The sequence below is a fragment of the Paenibacillus sp. F4 genome, assembly GCF_002894905.1.
Classification (GTDB): Bacteria; Bacillota; Bacilli; order Paenibacillales; family Paenibacillaceae; genus Paenibacillus; species Paenibacillus polymyxa_B.
Genome location: NZ_POVS01000012.1, coordinates 14877 through 34742, shown reverse-complemented (window position 1 = coordinate 34742; position 19866 = coordinate 14877). Strand labels below are relative to the sequence as shown.

The window sequence follows — 19866 nt, the reverse complement described above, 5'->3', positions numbered from 1 at the left end:
TTCAGCTTTTAAATGAATTTACATGAAAATTTCATATTCTAAACTATTGACTGGCATCTATCGTTAAACCAAAAAAGCCGCCAATTCGGCGACTTCTTATACATAGTTGTTGTCCTTCGACAGTAATCGACGGTTAGGTGTCGTCATAGATACGTAACTAAATGAGCAGAAAACTCCAAAGCAGTCTATCTCCTTATGCAGTTTCCTTGATGACTACAATACGCAAGCGGCTAGTGTCGATCATCCACTGACTTGGTTGTGGCTTCGTTCAAACGCTGTAAAATGGTAACAGCTTCGGCGCGTGTGACTAGCGCTTTCGGGTGAAGGTATCCTTCATTAGCGGTAAGGACCCCCATCTTGGTTAGGGTGTAGAATGCTTCTGCCTTTTGATCTTGGAAATCTCCATCATAATCGTACTCTTCTCCAGTCTTGTCGATGTACAACACCGGATAGTAGGCCGAGAAATTGTCATTGTAATTCGCCTGACGAACTTTCATATCCTTGTACTGCGCAGCTGCGGAAATCACTTCCTCAATCTCAGGATGAAGCGTCTGATTGGTATAATCCGTCCGAAGAGAGGCAATCATCATCACATCCCAGCGGGTCAATGGTTTGTCAGGCTTGACATAGAATTGATAATTTGGATATTTCCCGCTAACACTTTCAGCATACGGCCAAACATAGTCCCCGTTGAATATTGCTGCAAAATCTTTATTCGCCCAGTGTTTACGCGCATCCACAAAGTCGGAAGGTTCGCCGGAAGAATGATCGATTTCTGGAAAAAGCTTGTGAAACATATGTACAAATTCTGCTTTCGTTATGGTTTTGCTTGGCTTGAAGGTCCCATCTGCATAGCCCTTGACAACGCCCTTGTCGACCATGGAACGAATCGATTCGGCAGCCCATTCATATTTTGTTCCTTCCACATCAGAAAACGTGTTTGCAGCGAATGCAGATTGACCGAAAAACAGTGTCGTCGCAACCAACGGGGTGATAAGCCATTTCTTTTTCAACATCTCTTTACACTTCCTTTAGGTAAAATTTATGTATGAAATAGTTCTCTAGACTCAATTTTATATCGGCATTTCAAAAGAAAATGATGATATTAGAGAGAAGAAAAAGTACTGTTAAACAGTATTTTGGAATATCGACAAACAGTGTTTGAAAAATGCTATGGATACAAGTTCTAATGCTTCTCCATATTCAGTTAGACCCGTCGGGAATTGAGAAAGCTTGTGGAGGCCTTCATGGGCCAACTTTTCCCGTATTACTCTTTCGACCTAAGCCTGTAAGTCCGACCCTGGCATCAATTAACCGCTTCATGCGATGAGGAATCTGCATTAGTGTACTCTGCCCGTTAGTTAAAAAACAGCCGAGTGCTCGGCTGTTTTTGGTAGAGTTGAACTATCGTTCTCAGTCTTTAGCGAATTCCAGCCCATAGGACTGGGAACTTTTGTCCCTGGATATCGCTATTTCTTAGTAGCAATCAGCGAGATTAGGTTCATATACTTCCCGTCATCTGCATTCAGCAATGCATTATTAGCACGTGCATAATCGTTGTTGCACTGAAGCCATTCATACCAAGCTTTCGAGAAGCATCTCATTTCTCTTACCGATTCAACGTAAATATTTGGCGACTGTTGCCATAATTTCCGCCACCAATCGCATGTATGCCACTGATTATCAACCTCACTAAGTGACAAGAACGGCTGCAGTTCCACGGGTATAACCCCATCAAACTCCATCTTTATCCCTGGCATCGCTATAGCCAATTTACCTCCTTCTTTAACTAGCGGCGCAAGATGGTCATCTAAGTACTGCTCATTCGCTCCAAAATATTGATACGCATCTACGCTTATAACTGCATCAAAGTATTGTTCCGCAAAAGGCAAGTGGCAGGCATCTGCAGGGATGGGGATAATTTGGCTTTCCAAACCAAACTCTCTGAATCTTCTATAGTTTTCAGTTGCACTAATCCATAAATCGACAGCAAACACGGTTATGCCAAACTTTTGCGCCAAATAGATAGAAGTAAGTCCGGTCCCACAGCCCAAATCCAGCACTCGCATTCCTTTCTGCAAAGGCAAATTTTCCGATAGCTCCTCGAGCATGATAATCGAACTAGGCCCCATTAAATTTGCTCTTATGAAATCTACGTCATCTAGATCTCGACGGATCATTTCTGCTGACCCCCTCCTACTTTCTTCATTTCATATTTCCAATAAAGCAATTCTTCATCTTTGTGATCAATTTCGAACCCTAACTTCAATAACAAATTCTTAGAGCTGATATTGTCAGGTACGCATCTTGCCGTTATGATTTGAACTTCTTCATGATTTAAGGACCACTCTATTAATTTTTGACTAGCTTCATAGCAATAGCCTTTGCGGCGATGGCTTTCATTCGTTGCAAAACCGATCTCAATCATACCGTTCTGATCAGGATCTCCTAAAAAACCAATCCCTCCAACAATTTCTTGGGTACCCTTCTCCACAATGATCCAAGAGTCAAAACCTCTAGTGCCATTATTTTTTATCAAAAGTTCTCGAAAATAAGGTAAAGCTTCAAAGAAATCAGGACCCGGCCATTCATCACTGGTTTTATAACCCAAAGCTTCAATAGCACCTATATCACGTCGGGCTGCTGCTTCGATTAAATTAAGATCAAGTGTTTTTAATATGAGCCGATTCGTTTGAAGTTTCATGTATTGTCCACCTTTCTATTTACTTAGATTGATTCTTTCATTCAAGAAGTCTGGATGTATTTGACCAAATTGGAGTAATTCCCTTCTATCCCCCTTTGCAAAAAATTAAAAAAGGGCAGGAATGAACATACGTCATTCCTACCCTCATATCACCTGCTATTTGAGCCACAAAAAAATCCGCGCTGAACCAGCACGGATTGGACTCATTATAACAGGTATCCCTAAGGATCTGGTAATATCCGTTGTTCTTAACTAATTCCGAAGCTTTCAAATCCCACCCGTAATACAAAAATTGGGCAGACGAATAGTAGGTGCATGAAAACCTCTTTTTATGGAATTGGATTAGTAAAGAACAGCTCCAGACAAAAAAATCTCTCCTTAGTGAATTACCCTTATTATACCAGGGCCAATTTTATCTGCCAACCTTTCACATGTTACAAAAGCGTTTCATTAGGACAATCCTGCTGGTTAGCTTAAAAGCAACCGAGTGATCGGCTGCTGTAGTAGCAGCAATTGCATCATGACCCTACAGGCCTTTTCCCCCTAGAGCACGCAGTTTAATGGGCTCCGCTCCGATAATCAACGGTCGGCCGCGTTGTATCGACGCCAGTACCTCTTCATTCTTAAGACTGGCTGCATGGGCATCTGCATCTTTCCACAGTTCGGTCACATACACCGCATTCGGGTCGTCGTCTGACACATTGACTATATACAAATAGCAGTCATTATTCGACTTCAACAGATCGGCCGCTTCTAGCAAGATGTCTGCAAGAGTGTCCCTTTGCCCTGGACGTGCCGTCAACTTTCCATACATAGCAAAATGGTTCATGATCCTCATCCTACCCTCGAGTGATATTTGATCATCTTATCATAATGTTCCGCAATGTCAGCGCTAATTTCAGCAAGCTTCTCCACAAGCGCTAAAAGATAGTCGGTACCATTCCTCCATCCATACGGATTGGAGAACCTTTAAATGCAGATGCATAAGGACTACATACAAATGTAGCTAGTCTACCTATTTCAATAGGCTTGATAAATCGCTGTATTTCAGATTGAGGCAGGTTTGTAACCATAAAATCTTTCTCTTTTTCTGAAAAAGTCATATCTTCATGAGGATACATACTCTCAATTATTTGGTGTACATTCTCAGAGAGTGTTGGTCCTGGCATGATCGTATTGACTGTAACTTCTGTTCCTATTGTTAATTTAGATAAGCTTTTTGACAATGACAACAACATAGATTTTGTCATACAATACTGAGGCATTTGTCCTGAAGGCATAATTGCTTCTTCACTCGCAATAAAAATAATGCGACCATAACCATTTCTCAACATTTTAGGTAAATAAAATTTTGATAATCCATTTGCAGCAAGAACGTTAGTGCGGAAGTATTTTTCCCATACTTCATCGTCTACGTCCTCATATTGCATAATTTCATAAATACCCATATTGTTAACTAAAATATCAATTTCGGGGTATTTTTCAAATAAGGCTTCTCTTTGTCCAATATCTACAATATCGGCTGTAGCATTTTGAGGGGAGGTAGCTGGGAAATCTGACTTAATTTCATTTACAGTTCGTTCTACCTCTTCATAATTTCGTCCATTAATTAGTACATTAACACCTTCTTTGGCTAGTTCAATGGCAATTGCTTTACCTATGCCTTTCGTTGATCCTGTAACTAAAGCTGTTTTATGGTTTAATCCCATATCCATAATACACTTCTCCTTTTTAAAATAGTCTTGTGCTCCGGATAGTGATTATATTATCTTGTCTGGATTGTCCAGTAACTAGCATATTGCGCCAAAGTTCTTGTTTAACACGCCAAATGATAAAACTAATTAGGCAGTCCTAGCGTGCTTCTGATATCGAGTTTGTACCTAAATGTTCAGTCCGCCAATTTGAAGGTGTATCCCCCTCCCATAGGCGGAAGGCGCGATAAAACGAGTTCTGGTCTTCATATCCAATCAAGAATGCCACCTCTTTAATATCGAGCGAGGGGTCTGCCAAGTACTCTCGTGCCTGCTCATGCCTAGCTTGTGTCAATAGAAACTTGAAGCTCGTATTTTCGTCAGTAAGCCGGCGCTGCAAGGTACGATCGCTCATACTGAGCTCCTTCGCCACAGCCTGAATGTCAGGACGCCCTCCTGTAAGGCTACGTTTCATGATCCATTTGACCATCTCAGTAATTGAGCGGCTGCGCTGCTGTTCATTCAACGATCGGTCCAGAACAGGAGTCAGGATTTCCAGCAACTCTTCGTTGTACGAGGCAAAGGGGCGGTCCAGATCTCTTCGGTGTAGCGTCAATCGGTTACATTTTGCACCAATCCGGATACGACAGCCAAAGTAAGCTTCAAGGGCTTGTACATCGCCCATGGAGTGCGAAAATTCAACAAGCTGCGCTGTCAAAGGTTGACCTGTGCCCCGGCGTCCAATCTCCAGAAGACAAGCCAGCGTGATACCAACCAGCATCGGCGGACCAGATTGCTCGGGAGACAGCCATTCCAGATCAATTGTACAGTGCTCGCCCTCCTCAGTGATATGTAGGTTTTCCGGGGGACACAGTTGTTTGTACCGAGCCATTCGGTTTAGAGCGTCGCGGTAGTCCCGAGCGTGGTAAGTCGCTAAGACAGTCGGTGGATACTTCGCTGTATCAAAGACGGTTGCAAGCTTGATGATTCCTTGGGCAGTGTCACCCATGAGATCAGAATATGCCTGCCAGATCGCGAAATATTGGGTGGTGGTGACTACTGGTTCAGTAATAATGGCGATCGGCAGTCGTGCTTTGCGAGCTACATCGTGGGCGCCAAACCCTAATTGACATAATCCTGCCCACAATCCTGGCGGGATTTTAATACGGTCAGAGGTATGAGACTTCATACGTACGGGGCCTCCTTTATCTACTTACATATTCATTAGTTTTGGTTGCGATGGGGTCCCTCTTAAGTACACATAAGAATACTCTTAAGTACGTTAAGGTGTCTACATTAACGTACTACGCTGCGGAAAATGTTACATCTTCTTGTTATCTATGATATTTTCAATCAATGAAGAGGAATATGGCGAATTACTTAATCATGATAAATTTTTGTTAATGGCATGAACGACTCATCCTCAACACCAAAAAAAACACACCCATATGTTTATGAGTGTGTTTTTAAAACCTCAAATTACCGACACTCCTAGGAATGTCGTTCCCTCCATGCTTCTTATATTTAAAAATTAAGGTTTCAAGAAAGGTCCGTTTTCACCAATCTTACCGGGAGTAGGATTACCCGGGAGATCAAGTACATATACCCTTAAGTTTCCTTTGCCCGAAACTGTCAGATTGAGCGTCCCATTCGTGACCTCTTTGACGTCTCCAGTGATGGCATCTTTATAAGTGCCGTTAGGAATATTCCGAAAAACAGCTGATTCACTAACAGTAACTAAAGCATAACTGTCTATGCCTTTCGACGAATCCGTATAACGTCGCTTGTACGCCATTTGTCCGCTTACATCCTTCGTAGAATACTGACCTTTCTGCAAGGCAGGAATACTTCTTCGAATTTGATTCAGTCGCTGAATGTGCTTTACTAGTGGGTGCTGCAGGGTTTGAGCAACCGAACCTGAAGCAGAAGCTACCTGTCCGAAATCGGAGGCTACTACTGTACCTTCAATATGATCTCCATAATAAGCACGTCCTGTGGTTGCTAATGGACACGTTGGACCACAGTCGATTGGCTTGCCTGCCTGAAATTCAATTTCTGAGCCATAATACAATGTTGGAATTCCACGGAAAGTCCACATTAAACTCATATTCTCAGCCCATGCAGCCGTGCCCCCCATATACCGAGTCGATGACTTGTTAGGTCCATAATCATGGCTATCTACATACACTACGTTATAGGTCGCATCGTTATAACTGTCATCCGAATCCTTGCCATTCCAAAATGCGTTATTCGCATCACTAAAATTCATATGCATCCTCATATCAATTACATTCATCCCGGAGGATTGTGAATGGTCCGGTTCATGATACAAATTCCCTTTGAGGAATGCATTATCGGATAAAGGCTGATTGGCTGTACCAAGATTATTTTCGTGTTGATATTGTTTCAGCGCAGCTGCTTCATCATTGGTGCTATACTCTTTGCGTTCCTTCCAGGTGAAGAATTGAGCCGAATGATTCACAGAACCTCGGTTCCATTTATCGTTGACGAAAGCGCCTACTTCACCGAACATATAGAAATTACGTCCTTTTTCACCAAACTTCTCAATGGCCCGCTCCTGCGCTGCAGGAAGAAAATGACGGTTCCAGGTAACGCGAGGAATGTGCACAGCGGTGTCTATCCTAAAGCCGTCCACACCCATATCTATAAATCGATTGTACGCTTCAATTAAATAATCTTGGACAGGCTTTGACTCTGTATTAAAGTCAGCCAGATCCTCATGCAGCCAACAACTCCGTGAATCTTCCCCTTCCCAATTGCCGATCCAGCAACTGTGATAGTACTGTGAAGGAAACATGCCAGTGGTGGGGTTTGGCCATTGGCAATTGTATGTTTTTGAGTTAATTGGGATTCCCCAATTCCGGCATGTGTTGCCCTCTGGTTCCTTCGTTGACCATAGGTCACCGTTATACGGCTTACCTACGTTATTCTGCTGAAGGCCATCATACTCGATTCCTTCTTGAGGTTCGTCATAATACCAGCTCCACTGATTATCTTGAATACCAAATACCTTTGGCGTGAATAAACCTTTTGCACCCCAGCGGCTAGAGTGGTTGTACACAACATCCTGTATGATTTTAATATCTTTGTCGTGTGCAGCATTAATCAAATCCTGGTATGTTGCACCAGGTGACTCTAACCTGGGATCCACTCGAAAAAAATCGTAACCATGATAGCCGTGAAAGTCATAGTCAGATCGATTCAATACAACTGGTGTAATCCAAATCGCTGAGAAGCCAAGAGCCTTGATATAATCCAGTTTATTGATTAACCCTTGAAAATCGCCCCTAAACATTGGATCATTGTTGGCTGCATTGCCACTTGAAACATGATTCGCACCACCTCGGTTGTTCGAAGGGTCCCCATCATAGAATCTGGCAGTCATCACAAAGTAAATTGAATCTTCACGCATATCTGTTCCGATCGGGCTTCCCTTTGAAGCAGGAGGTGGTGAAGTTCCTGTTGTTGCACTTACCTCAATACTACTTTCCGATTTGTTGGCTGGTTCTGCTTTATCGTATGCCTTAACTGTATACGTATATGTCGTTTTCGCCTCCAATAATGAATCTTGGAAGGTAGTACGGGTCGTCGTATAGACCTTTTTGCCTTTAGTTCCTCCTGTGCGAGTGATCTCATACCCGCCGATCCCACTTCCACCAACATTATCAACAGAAGGATCCCATTCTAATTGGATTCGTAGTCGATCCGCATTGGCTGTCAATCCTTGAGGTATAGAAGGTGCTTCTAAATCAATAACTGGAGGGTTACACGGATTCTTAGCTCCTGTTGTTGTGACAATGCCGTCTTTGATAGTACTTAAACCAGCAACTAAATGATAATCAGCGCCTTTATTATTATCCCAGACAGAGCCGTTGTTAAATGCTGCTTTCATCGATGTTTTAGAGCCAAGATCAATAGTTTTTTTGGCCCAATCCAAGCAAGCGCTTTCATTCATGCTGATACCCGGCGGGGATGTCCAGGATGAACCATCGGGAGCATAATGGATATTTACATCGCTCCAGCCACGGCTTTTCTTAAAATAGTAAACTATCGCTTGGTTGTCTGGAAGGGCTGTCAAATCAAGGTTTTTCGGATGTTGCATCGGAGATATTTTGCTTGATGAGAGAACCGTTGCGATAGAGATCGTAGTCTGATACTCTACTACCGTCGGCGATGTTTTCGGAGGCTTTCCATGAAAGCTTTACTGATGTACCTGTAACGTTTTTAGGCAAATCATCAGCATTGATCGGCGTAACAACACTTACTGATGTTAATACAAGTATTCCCGTGATCATGAGTAAAAATAAGCGTTTCCAGGATCTTCGTTTATAACTCCTCATTCTCTACGTCCCTTCATCTATATTCTTCTGGTCGCACACTACAATAAACGATCTCTCCCTTCTCTTTTCTCATACAAATGATTATGCTAGCACTTTCATGGATTATTTTATGTTTTATATGGAAGAATTTAGAGTGGAATATGTTGATTTATAAGGAGGACATAGCGGATTTTATGTAAAAGCTTCTTTTTCTCTTTACGTGTAAATTAAACCTATTCGAAATCTCAGCAACTTAAAAATGATCAAGCAATAGAATGCGGATGTGGAGCGATGCTCGCTTGTGTTTTATGGTGGGCAAAATTATTTTGCTCACCATTTCAAAGGTTTACTGATTACTAAAATGCATTCCAAAATTTCAGTAGATCAATACTGTTTGGTTCTCTCCAGGATCCTATATCTCTCTCTTATGATGGATCGAAAAAAAGAGCGGATTTAAATAGTTCTTCGAATCACGCTTTTGGTTGCTGCCGCCTCAAAAATCGTCTCAATCAGCACCAATACACGGTGTACTTCTTCATTTTTGATCGCAATCTCCGCTTTTCCTTCGATGGTAGAGACAAAATTCTCATAAAAGCTTTCTGCAGCAGCAGGTATTTTCTCAATCGGGAATTTAAGGGTGGATTCCTCAGACGGCGGCGCCATCGTTTTCGTCAATCCTTGACCTGCTTGAATCGGCTTGGGTTCCACGTGAGCGACATCTGGATTTCGGGTGACGATCTCTCCACTCAAATCCCAATCTCTAATCATTGCGGTTCCTTCAGTTCCTTTAATATACCAGCGCGGCAGCTTTACGTAATTGGTTGTACCCACTTCAATGACTGCGGTCAGACCGTCCTTGAACTCAATAAAGCTGGTAAAGCCGTCATCCACTTCAGTCCCCAAAATATAGCTAAGGGTAGCAGCTACGCTTTCTATTTTGCTGTCCGTAATCTGAAGCAGCTGGTCCAACAGATGTACTCCCCAATCCAGTAGCATTCCTCCTCCATACGCCTTTAGTTGCCGCCAGTCACCTGGGATGCCATTAGCCCCCTGAACTCGCGATTCCAAGTGGAAAAGATCACCCACGGTCTTATTGCCAATTATATCTTTGATAATTCGGAAGTCTTCATCCCATCTACGGTTCTGATGTACTGTAAACACACGATTTTCTTTCTTCGCCACCTCAACAATGTCCAATAAATCCGCGCTCGTTATCGTAACCGGCTTTTCACAAATGACATGTTTTCCGGCTTGTAGTGCTTGGATCGCGATTTCCTTATGAACATCATTAGGTGTTGCTATCAAAACAATATCCACGGCCTGATCGGCCAGAACGGCATCCAGGCTAGGGTATGTTTTATAGCCGGCAGCCGCAGCCAGTTCCATTCGGTAATCGACAATATCATATACACCGCCAACGGCAAGTTGCTGATTAGATTCGATCAATTGAACATGGTAGCTTCCCATGCCTCCATAACCGATAATGACTACATTGTATATACGATTGCCCATTTTCATCTTCCTCCACTCCTGATTTAAGCCCACCGCATATCAAGTGGTTGCTCATAGATCAATAAGTTTTAATGTTCTCGTAACTCTCCCTTCCCTTCGTCGGATAGCTCTATCATACAAATCTCATGAAAAGCTTTCCTCCTCATTTCTTGCTGTTTTATTCCCGAATATTGTCCTGCGGTATTTCAATGGTGATGTTCCTGTTGCTTCCTTAAAGAGATGATGAAACGTCTTTACACTACTGAACCCTGCTGCCTCTGCGACCTCAGTGATCGGATTGTTTTCATTCAACAAAATCCATTTTGCCTTATTCAGTCTGTAATCATTCAAAAATGCTACAAAGGTCATCCCCGTATTCTTCTTAAATAGCCTGGCGAAATAATAGGGACTGAACCCCATATAATCAGCGACATTCTTCAGCGAAATGGTTTCATGATAATGGCATTCCACATACTCAAAAATACGTTCCAGTTTATAAAGGGTGTCCTTTGATTGTGTTAAGGGTCTTTCAGAGATTTCAGGAAGCCTTGGCGTCATGCTTCTTGGCACTTCACGCATAATAAGAGTCAACATCTCAAACAACTTGGCTTTGATCATATAGGCATGACCTTCGTGGTGGTTGACGTTCTCATCATAAATGCTTTGAATCAGAGGAAGCATTTTAGCTGCTGTTTCTTCTGGCCAGTTCCAGCTTGATTGCTCCATCTCCGTAAATATATATCTAAGAGGGCGTTTCTGATCACTTAATGTGGAAACCTCTTGAAAAAAGCTCAGATCAAATTGAATAACCATCCGTTCGCTGTCGGGAGAAGCCAAGAAATAATGAACATCACCCCCATTTATAAACTGAACTTCACCTTGTTTCATGCGTATCGAAATATCGTTAATTCCCAGATCAAGGGTTCCCTGGGTCACATAAATAATTTCAATTTCTTTATGCCAATGAGGATAGCAAAGCACGTCGCCTTTATTAATAAAACTCCGGAAAGGAAAATGTCGGTCAAGCTCCGGGATTTCTAAATAAAAATTCATTTTGGTAGACTCCTTTTGTTTAAAGTTCAAAAAAGCCGTACACATGACTATTGATAATTATGCTGCACTGCATTCCTTCTTCTCCTCTTCATTTTTCTCCTTCTCAACTTTCGAATAAAATTCCCTCTCCCTTTTGAATTGTAAGCGGTTAACATTCATTTTCCTACCCTATCAATCATAGTTTTATTAAGAAAAACAACTGTTAGGTATCTTTACTAACCTAATTTTGCAAACACAAAGTTATGCCTCAATTATGAGCGGTTTGGCGCCCGAAAACAATTTGGGCTGATCTTATTTCTCCCTTCCGCATGCAGTTTCTTCAGATAAACAGGGTTCGCCTTAACTGGATTAAGCAAATACGTGTAAAATTGTCGAACGATTATTTTTACATTTTTTATATAAATACGTATGTACATTTCCAAGAAAAAGGTATAATCTAGTAAAGCAACAGAATCCATATAAAAAATATAGACTTATGGAGGGACGGACCTTGAAGAGACTATTCGCTTTAAGTTGTGCTTTCTATCTGTTAATCGGCATTACTAGTGTGGTGCTTGGAGCATTACTGCCGGTTCTACTGCCTTACTATGGACGTGGGTACAGCGATGGCGGATTATTGTTGTTCCTTCAGTTTTTCGGATTTCTTGTCGGCGTTCTGTTCTCCCCCTTCATGGCTCTACACATCGGTCGCAAGTCTATGCTGTCCATTGCCCTGGTTAGTATCGTAGCAGGGTATGCCTTCTTGGGTGTACTCCCCTCATGGACCTGGGTTATCGTGATGACCATCTGGGTTGGCTTCGGCTCAGGCATCATTGAGTCGTCCATCGGAGCGTTCACGATTGAGTTCACCGAAGAACAGAAAGCCGTAGCCATGTCCAAGCTGGATGTCTATTTTGCACTTGGTGCACTGCTCATTCCCGCGGTGGTAAGCCTGTATATCTGGCTTGGAATGTGGTATCTGACCTTCTACACCATCTCCCTTCTGACATTTATTCTGGGACTGTTCTGGATTACCATGCCTGCTTCCTCCTCTTCCCACCTTATCCAAGCGGATCTCCAAACCTCTGAGCGATCGGTCGAACAAGCCCGGTACTCGGTACAGCACCGTGTGTTACTGGGAATATTCATTGTATTCTTCTTTGTTTACATGGGGCTTGAACTGGGGCTCATGAACTTCCTGCCCTCTATTCTGATCGAGACCCTGCAGATTCGGGAATCCGTAGCTTCGTTGGGTGTTAGCATACTCTGGATTGCGATGATCATCGGCCGCATGTTTTCAGGGAAGATTGCAGAGTCAGCAGGATATATTCCTTTCCTGCTGTGGAGCGGAATCGGAACTTTCTGCTTTCTGGTCGCAATGGCGTTTGTCTCCAGTCAGTGGGCTACATACCTTCTGATTTTTGGTGCAGGGTTATTCATGTCCGGTCTCTTCTGTATTGCCCTCGTCTATGCGAACGTGCTGATTCCGGGAATGACTGAGAGAACGACCAGCATTCTGATTGCGTCAGGCGGAATTGGCGGAGCAGTGCTTCAATATGTAACAGGCTGGAGCATGAGCGAATGGTCGGTGACGGCTACCCTTTGGATTTTGGCGGCTTTCAGCCTAATTTTGCTGCTTGCGGTCATTCTCTCGCATCTATGGAATGGCAGGAGTAGACGGGTAGTTGACTCCCTTGTCCATCAGGGCAAGGAAGGATGAGATTCTTTATTCTTGGGGGAGGTGAGGCCCACCGCTTTATGTAGTAGCAGGGCAGTACATTTTTTAAGGATGTACTTAATAAGAATGTATATCTGATATGGAGGGGAACATCGTGCATACCTTAACCAAAGAACGCTTCAGATACGGAAAAGGCATTACTCTGATTGACGATTCGGGTAAGGAATATTTAGATGGCGTATCTGGCACCTTCAATCTCTCACTCGGTTACAATCACCCTCATGTCGTCACCAAAGTACAGGAACAAGTCGCCAATCTTGCCCACATGTCCTCATCCTTTACCGAGCCTTACGTCGAGGAAGTCCTAGATCATCTGATCCAGTATACGCCGAACGGCATCGACGCGGGATGGATGAGAGATATTACTGGCTCTACGGCGAACGAATGCGCTGTGAAGCTAGCCCAGAAATATACCGGTGCGCTCGATATAATCAGCCTGTATTTATCCCATCATGGGCAGACCCAGTTCGCAACAGGCATATCCGGCAACGCCTTCCGGCGGAGGAAATTTCCCAACTCGGCCGCAGCAAATTCCCTGCATGTACCTGCTCCCTACTGCTATCGCTGCCCGTTTAATTCTTCGCCTGACAAGTGTGGCTATCAATGCGTCGAAGCCATATCGGATGCCATTGAGTATGCAAGCTCAGGCTCTGTGGCCTGCATGATTATTGAACCCATCCTAGGCAACGGAGGCAATATCATCCCACCTGCAGGATATTTTAAGCGCCTCCGTCAGCTGTGCAACGAGTACGGGCTGATCCTGATCGCTGATGAGGTGCAGACTGGGATTGGGCGGACAGGTTACATGTTCGCAAGTGAACTGTTTGATATCCAACCAGATATCATTACTCTCGCTAAGGGTCTCGGCGGCATTGGTGTACCGGTAGCAGCGGTATTGATGCAGTCTCGTCTTAATGTCCTCGAGAAGCACGAGCACTCCTTCACCTCAGGCAGCAATCTAATCTCGGTTACGGCAGCCAAAGCCACGTTGGAGGTTGTATCTGAGCCCGGTTTTCTGGAAACCGTTCGGTCCAAAGGAAGCCTGCTCGGAACCCTGCTGACGGAGATGGCCGACAAGCACGATTGCATTGGTGAGGCTCGTGGCGTCGGACTGATGTGGGGACTGGAAATTGTCGACGAGGACGATGCCCCGGATGCAGTGAAAAGCAATGGGATTATCGATCGTGCATTTGACGAACAGCAATTAATTCTCAGAGGTTCCCGTTACGGTTATGGCAATGTGGTTAAAGTGAGACCTTCCCTCACGGCTACAGAAGATGAGATTGTCGAAATTGTTAAACGGCTTGACGCGGTTCTGGCCACCCTTCACTAACTATCTGCCTAATAGGCAAAAAGGAGGACTTATTTATGCTTGCACTGGTATACAAATCAGCTTGGGATGTCGCACTTGAGGAAAGACCTGTCCCGGAGATTAAAAAAGATAACGATGTACTCGTCCGGATCCGGGCGACAGGCGTATGCGGTACGGATTTAGGCATCATCAGTGGCAAATATCATGCCGTGTCGTCCACTATCCTAGGCCACGAATCAGCGGGGGAAGTCATCGCTGTAGGATCAGCCGTTAGTTCAATGCAGCCCGGGGACCGGGTCGTGATTGATCCGACGTACTACTGTGGTCAATGTGATATGTGCCGAACCGGAAGACAGAATCATTGCACACATAAATCCGTAACCGAGACCGGAGTCAGCGCCGACGGGACGTTCACCGATTATTATGTGACGGAGGATCGTTTTCTGTACAAGCTGAAGGATCATATCAGCTACGAAGAAGCAACACTGACCGAACCGCTGAGCTGTATGCTGACCGGAATCAACCAGATTCACCTGCTGCCGAACTTCACAACCATCATTCTTGGTGCAGGCCCAATTGGAATTCTGTACAGTTATGCTCTTGCTTCCAAAGGTGTCACAGGCTGCCTCGTTGACATCTCGGAGGAACGGCTCGCCATAGCGGATTCCGTGGCCCCTGAACGGTGGTCCGTGCACGCCACACTGGAATCAGCCATTCATGAGTTGGCACCGTTAAAAAATCAGGTAGACATGATTGTGGATACCACAGGCGTGGTCGGTACACAGGTACTGTCCCAGCTTACGAGCGGCGGATATCTGATGCTGGTGGGGCTGAGAGATGGGACAAGCACGTTCAATCCGAAAGAGGTAGTTGACCGTAGCCTCAAAATCATCGGCTCGATTGATTCACTGGGAACGTTCTCCACGGCTCATTACCTGATTGAGCAGCAGATCGTTCCCGCCAAAAAAATCATTACCCACTCCTATCCGCTGGAAGACTACCGTGAGGCTTTTCTGACCCTCGGATGCAATATTAACGAGCGGACCCTTCAGCCTTCTTCACAGGCAATCAAGGTTGTGCTGCAATCGAACGGCTCCGGTAACTAATCCAGATACGAACAAGGAGGAGAATGGACATGACAACCGTTCATCATGATGCGCAACCAAATAATGAATGCTTGGGAGGCCCATCAGCGTCCGTTCCGGTCAAGGCAGTCATCTTCGACATGGACGGGGTCCTAGTAGACAGCGAACCGATTTATTTTGAGATCGAGCGCAATTCCTTTGCCCATTTCGGTGCGTCCATGACGGAAGAAGAGCACCATACCTATGTTGGAGTGACACTCGAATCTATGTGGCGTCAGGTACTGGACAGACATCAGCTCACCAATACGGTGGAAGAGGCCCTGTCCTATCACCGAAAAAATGTGATGCAGACGATGATTGCACACGAGGGCCTTGTGGCGATCGACGGACTGGAACGGTGGCTGGACTGGCTGCAAGAGAAAGGGATTCCGGTCGCGGTAGCCTCTTCCTCTCCACGGGTGCTAATTGATCTCATTATGGAAAAGACAGGACTTGGCCGTTACTTCGACATTCGAATCACCGGTGAAGAGGTATTGCAGGGTAAGCCGGCACCGGACATTTTCTTATACGCCGCCGAACAGCTAGGCATTGCACCGGCCCATTGCATCGTTATTGAGGATTCACAGAACGGTGTCCAGGCAGCCAAAAGTGCCGGAATGCACTGCATCGGCTTTCACAACCCCGGCTCCGGCCGACAGGATCTGTCCAGAGCCGATCGCTGGATTCTCAGCTATGACGACCTGTGGGCGATCAAAGAGAATCTGCCGTTCGATGAGCAGTTGCTTGCTAAGAGCAAGAGCCGAAATGTACCGGAAGGCATCCCCCCTTTATAATCATATGGAATCGTCCGATCTTTACTATGATTGAGGGTATTAAATAATGCCCCTTGGAATATACACTGGAGAATGTCATTTATCCTTCCCTGTGTGTACTCCAAGGGGCGTGCTTTACATCGAAGTGGTCTAGTTGAAACGACTAGTTTCCCGATTCAACACACAACCGTCGTAAAAACTATCTTTTTGACATATAACTGATCTCCTGACGGTTTTAAATCCTCTATTCGTATGCAGCAAAACTCATATAGAAAAATGGGGTGCTGTTAACACCCCAAACTGGATTCATCGATATATACCCTGCTTCATCTAAACGGTAATTTTGCGTATATTCAGCTCTTTTTGTCTTCTTCGGTAATTAGAGAACTGTAAGCCGGAATTGTAACTGTTCCTTTCTTCACCTTCACTTCCTTTGAGGTGGAGAAGACCACTTTCCATTTACCCTTATCGAAATCTTTTATCTGCAAGGTAACCGGCTCTCCAGACAGGTTATGATATACATACATTGTTTCTTTACCTGAAGTACGTTTAAATGCGGTCACGCTGGCAGAACCTGTTTGTATAGGTTGCAGACTGTCGCTGCGTAATGCTTCATGTTCTTCCCTCAGACGGATGAGTGTGCGATAGCTTTCCAGCAGGGAATCATCGTCCCTCAGCTGCGCTTCCACCGATACCTCGCCTGTGTTGTATTTGGGTTTCTCCCACGTCGTTTGACCAGGGCCATCTCCCTTGTACCAGCGCATAGGCTCACGAAGATACTCATCAGGCTTCTCTCCCTTCATACCGATTTCTTCCCCGTAATAGAGGAACGGCTGACCCGGAAGCGTCAAAAGAATGGAAGCGGCCAGCTTGGCTTTGCGCACATCCCCGCCCAGTTCGCTCATGACACGGGTCTGGTCATGGTTGCTCAGGAACGGAGCATCGAGTGCCGCCTTATTATACGATTTGTACAGTTTCAGCGTTTTCTCGGCGAATGTCGCGATACCCTGATCCCGGCCGTTTCTCACGGAGTTCAAAATCGTTCCACCCAGATCAAAATTAAACAGGGAGTGGAGCGGTCCGTAATAAGGAGCTATGGTCTCCGGTTTGTCCCATACCTCTCCTGCCAGATATACATTTGGATTTACCTTCTCCATCTCGGAACGGAATTCATTCCACCAGGCGATGTTCTTATCTGCACCATCCTTCGTCTGTCCTCTAAAAATATGCATCGCCGCGTCAAGCCGGAACCCGTCTGCACCCTGCTGCAGCCAATACTTGCCGACTTTGATCATTTCTTTGCGGACTTCGGGATTGTCAAAGTTCAGATCTGGCATGCCCGACCAGAATGTACCGTAGAAATACCCTTCGCCATTCGGATTCTTATGCCATACCTGCTGACCCCACGAGCCCTTTTCTTCCAGATCTGTGTTCTCATCCGCCCATACGTAATAGTCGTGGTATTTGCTTTGTGGGTTGGCACTGGCCTCCTTAAACCATGGGTGCTCGCTGCTCGAATGATTGATAACAAGGTCCATGATCACCTTGACGCCCTTTCGGTCCGCTTCTTTCATCAAGGTGCGGAAATCATTTAGACTCCCATACTGCGGGTCCACCTGATAGTAATCAGTTACATCATATTTATGGTAGCTTGGAGATGGATTTAGGGGCATAAGCCAGAGGCCGCTGACCTGCAAATCCTTACCCGAATGGGGTTTGCCATCGTTTAAGTAATCAAGTTTTTGTGTGATTCCTTTCAAATCACCGTGTCCGTCTCCATTCGAATCATAAAAAGAATTGATATAAATTTCATAAAATACGCCGCTTCCAGTAGAAACCGGAGGCTTATGTCCGTTCATTTCCTGCTCTGCCATCGCACCTGAAGCGAACATCGTGAGCATAGGCACCGTTAACATGGCGGTGGACAATCTTCTTAAGCGTTTGTTACGTGTCAAAACAAATCAGCTCCTTTGATTGTTGTGGGTGCGCTTTTATTATAAATAGAAACAATCCAAAAAAAGGGGATATTTATTATCTATTATGGTGGAAAATATCGATCTTATTGTTATATCTCTGTATCAAGCGAAAAGAGGAGCAGACTCTATGTCTACTCCTCTTTAAAAAATCATTCTTTTTCTTAGATTCAGTACTTTCGATTTGCTGAATAAAAGTTTGTCTGCTATCGTCCAAATCAGTTCAGGAAATATATCTTAATTTAATGCGTTTTGAAGCTCTGTGCAGCGAAGACTTCACTGAATTTTCACTCTTGTTTAAGATTCTAGCCGTTTCTTTTATGGAGTATCCTCGGACTAAACGCAATTCAAGTACCGTCCTTTGCTCGATATTACTTGCCATCAAAAGAATTCGATTGACCTCCTCCTGAATTTCAAAATCGAGGATATCCCAGTGATAGTGGAACAGCTCCTTACGTAAAATGTATTCCTCCATCTTTTTTCGTTTTCTGATTAAATCTATAGCTAAATTTTTGGCAATTCTCAAAAGGTAAAACCGAATACGATCTTGGGGCAAGTCAGGGAAGCTCTTATAAACCGAATAAAGCACTCATGCAACAAATCTTCGGCATCCTGTTTGTTATGCAATATCCTCAGTAGATAGCCCAAGAGGTCTGATTTGCAAGATAAATATAGATCCTCCACATCTTTAATATCCATATTATTGCGTATCCTTTCTGTTTTGACTGGAATCGGTACTTTACTTGATAGTCTTAAATTCATATCCCTGCTTTTTTAAATATCTTATGATTTCAGGCAAGGCTTTGGCTGTTTCTTCCTTCCCATAAGTGTCATGCATGAGTACCACTGCTTTTTCTCTAGTCCCCATATTTCTCATGAATTCGCTAATTAATTGTTCAGCATTCTTAGGTGCACCTTCTGCATCTTTAGGTAACACATTCCAGTCAATCTGATGATAATCCTTATCCTGTAGAGCTTTGTCCAGTACTTCCATACCATCGGGATCATTTCTCTGCCATGTCATATGGCCGCCTGGAAATCGAATCACTCGTGTGGAAAAATTCTGTCCCAATATTTGTTTTAAAACTTGATTTGTTTTTTCAATATCATTCATAAAAATGCTCGAATTCACAGTCTGATTAGGATACAAATAACTGTAGTCATGTGAGTAGGTGTGATTTCCGATAGCATGTCCTTCCTTAATCACTCTTTTTGTTATTTTTTTAGTCACTTCATTTTCTTCTACTGCTTTTCCTACCACAAAAAACGTTGCTTTCACATTTTCTTCTTTAAGAATATCTAATATGTTAGGCGTTACGGTAACCGATGGACCATCATCAAAAGATAAATAGACTACTTTTTTACCGTCTATCCCCTCAGGCCGGTGCCCTTGCATTTGCTGATTCAAGTACTTTTCAACAAATGCTGCATCTTCAACACCCGAAGCATTTTTTAGATGGGATTCGCTCCCTTTGGATTCGTTATTTAATTTGTCGGTTGATACTGATTCTATTTTTTCTGCAAATCCAATTGTTTTTACTGGCTGTGGTTTACTACTGAACATGTCAAAGAGTTTTATAATAATTAGAACAATACAAATGATAATAATAAACAGTAGTCTTCTTCTATTTCTCTTCATCCGATGAGCTCTGGTTCTATTATGCGTATAGCTTTTTTCCATAATATAT

Annotated in this window: 17 protein-coding genes; 4 read left to right on the top strand and 13 right to left on the bottom strand. The window is 44.0% G+C overall.

Annotated features, from left to right (window positions below):
• Positions 1–230 precede the first annotated feature (230 nt).
• From C1T21_RS12610 to C1T21_RS12570, 9 genes are all read right to left on the bottom strand, one after another.
• A complete protein-coding gene (locus tag C1T21_RS12610; RefSeq protein ID WP_103048511.1) occupies positions 231–1016 on the bottom strand; it encodes an S-layer homology domain-containing protein in 786 nt (261 codons plus the stop codon).
• A gap of 453 nt (positions 1017–1469) precedes the next feature.
• Positions 1470–2180 carry an SAM-dependent methyltransferase gene (locus C1T21_RS12605; protein WP_180984583.1) on the bottom strand — a complete coding sequence of 237 codons (711 nt, stop codon included), beginning with the start codon at positions 2178–2180 and terminating at the stop codon, positions 1470–1472.
• On the bottom strand, positions 2177–2704 hold the full coding sequence (locus C1T21_RS12600; protein ID WP_103048510.1) for a GNAT family N-acetyltransferase: 528 nt from the start codon (positions 2702–2704) through the stop codon (positions 2177–2179). Before C1T21_RS12600 ends, C1T21_RS12605 begins: the two co-directional genes overlap by 4 nt.
• A gap of 526 nt (positions 2705–3230) precedes the next feature.
• A complete protein-coding gene (locus tag C1T21_RS12595) occupies positions 3231–3533 on the bottom strand; it encodes a putative quinol monooxygenase (RefSeq protein WP_103048509.1) in 303 nt (100 codons plus the stop codon).
• Positions 3534–3624: 91 nt separating this feature from the next.
• On the bottom strand, positions 3625–4419 hold the full coding sequence (locus C1T21_RS12590) for an SDR family NAD(P)-dependent oxidoreductase (protein ID WP_103048508.1): 795 nt from the start codon (positions 4417–4419) through the stop codon (positions 3625–3627).
• Positions 4420–4555: 136 nt separating this feature from the next.
• Positions 4556–5584: a helix-turn-helix transcriptional regulator gene (locus C1T21_RS12585; protein ID WP_103048507.1), complete on the bottom strand. Its 1029-nt coding sequence runs from the start codon at positions 5582–5584 to the stop codon at positions 4556–4558.
• 342 nt (positions 5585–5926) lie between these two features.
• Positions 5927–8518 carry an alpha-amylase family glycosyl hydrolase gene (locus C1T21_RS12580; RefSeq protein ID WP_258012446.1) on the bottom strand — a complete coding sequence of 864 codons (2592 nt, stop codon included), beginning with the start codon at positions 8516–8518 and terminating at the stop codon, positions 5927–5929.
• A 670-nt stretch (positions 8519–9188) separates the two neighbouring features.
• Positions 9189–10253 (bottom strand): Gfo/Idh/MocA family protein, encoded by a 1065-nt coding sequence (locus C1T21_RS12575; RefSeq protein WP_103048506.1) that lies wholly within the window; start codon positions 10251–10253, stop codon positions 9189–9191.
• A gap of 117 nt (positions 10254–10370) precedes the next feature.
• Positions 10371–11279 (bottom strand): AraC family transcriptional regulator, encoded by a 909-nt coding sequence (locus C1T21_RS12570; RefSeq protein ID WP_103048505.1) that lies wholly within the window; start codon positions 11277–11279, stop codon positions 10371–10373.
• A gap of 490 nt (positions 11280–11769) precedes the next feature.
• On the opposite strand from C1T21_RS12570, the gene C1T21_RS12565 reads away from it, so the two are divergent.
• From C1T21_RS12565 to C1T21_RS12550, 4 genes are all read left to right on the top strand, one after another.
• Entirely contained in the window at positions 11770–12978 is a 1209-nt protein-coding gene (locus C1T21_RS12565) for an MFS transporter (protein ID WP_103048504.1), read from the top strand.
• 112 nt (positions 12979–13090) lie between these two features.
• Positions 13091–14329: an aspartate aminotransferase family protein gene (locus tag C1T21_RS12560; protein WP_103048503.1), complete on the top strand. Its 1239-nt coding sequence runs from the start codon at positions 13091–13093 to the stop codon at positions 14327–14329.
• Positions 14330–14364: 35 nt separating this feature from the next.
• Positions 14365–15414 carry a zinc-dependent alcohol dehydrogenase gene (locus C1T21_RS12555; protein WP_103048502.1) on the top strand — a complete coding sequence of 350 codons (1050 nt, stop codon included), beginning with the start codon at positions 14365–14367 and terminating at the stop codon, positions 15412–15414.
• A 29-nt stretch (positions 15415–15443) separates the two neighbouring features.
• The gene (locus tag C1T21_RS12550) at positions 15444–16226 is read left to right on the top strand and encodes an HAD family hydrolase (protein WP_103048501.1); all 783 of its coding nucleotides are present in this window, start codon (positions 15444–15446) and stop codon (positions 16224–16226) included.
• Positions 16227–16558: 332 nt separating this feature from the next.
• Here C1T21_RS12550 and C1T21_RS12545 read toward each other — a convergent pair whose 3' ends face one another.
• From C1T21_RS12545 to C1T21_RS12535, 4 genes are all read right to left on the bottom strand, one after another.
• Positions 16559–18160 (bottom strand): alpha-amylase family glycosyl hydrolase, encoded by a 1602-nt coding sequence (locus C1T21_RS12545; protein WP_103048500.1) that lies wholly within the window; start codon positions 18158–18160, stop codon positions 16559–16561.
• Between the two features lie 241 nt (positions 18161–18401).
• A complete protein-coding gene (locus C1T21_RS27980) occupies positions 18402–18560 on the bottom strand; it encodes an RNA polymerase sigma factor (RefSeq protein ID WP_258012452.1) in 159 nt (52 codons plus the stop codon).
• A 140-nt stretch (positions 18561–18700) separates the two neighbouring features.
• Positions 18701–18877 carry an RNA polymerase sigma factor gene (locus C1T21_RS27975; RefSeq protein ID WP_258012445.1) on the bottom strand — a complete coding sequence of 59 codons (177 nt, stop codon included), beginning with the start codon at positions 18875–18877 and terminating at the stop codon, positions 18701–18703.
• Between the two features lie 40 nt (positions 18878–18917).
• Positions 18918–19859: a polysaccharide deacetylase family protein gene (locus tag C1T21_RS12535; protein ID WP_103048499.1), complete on the bottom strand. Its 942-nt coding sequence runs from the start codon at positions 19857–19859 to the stop codon at positions 18918–18920.
• Positions 19860–19866 lie beyond the last annotated feature (7 nt).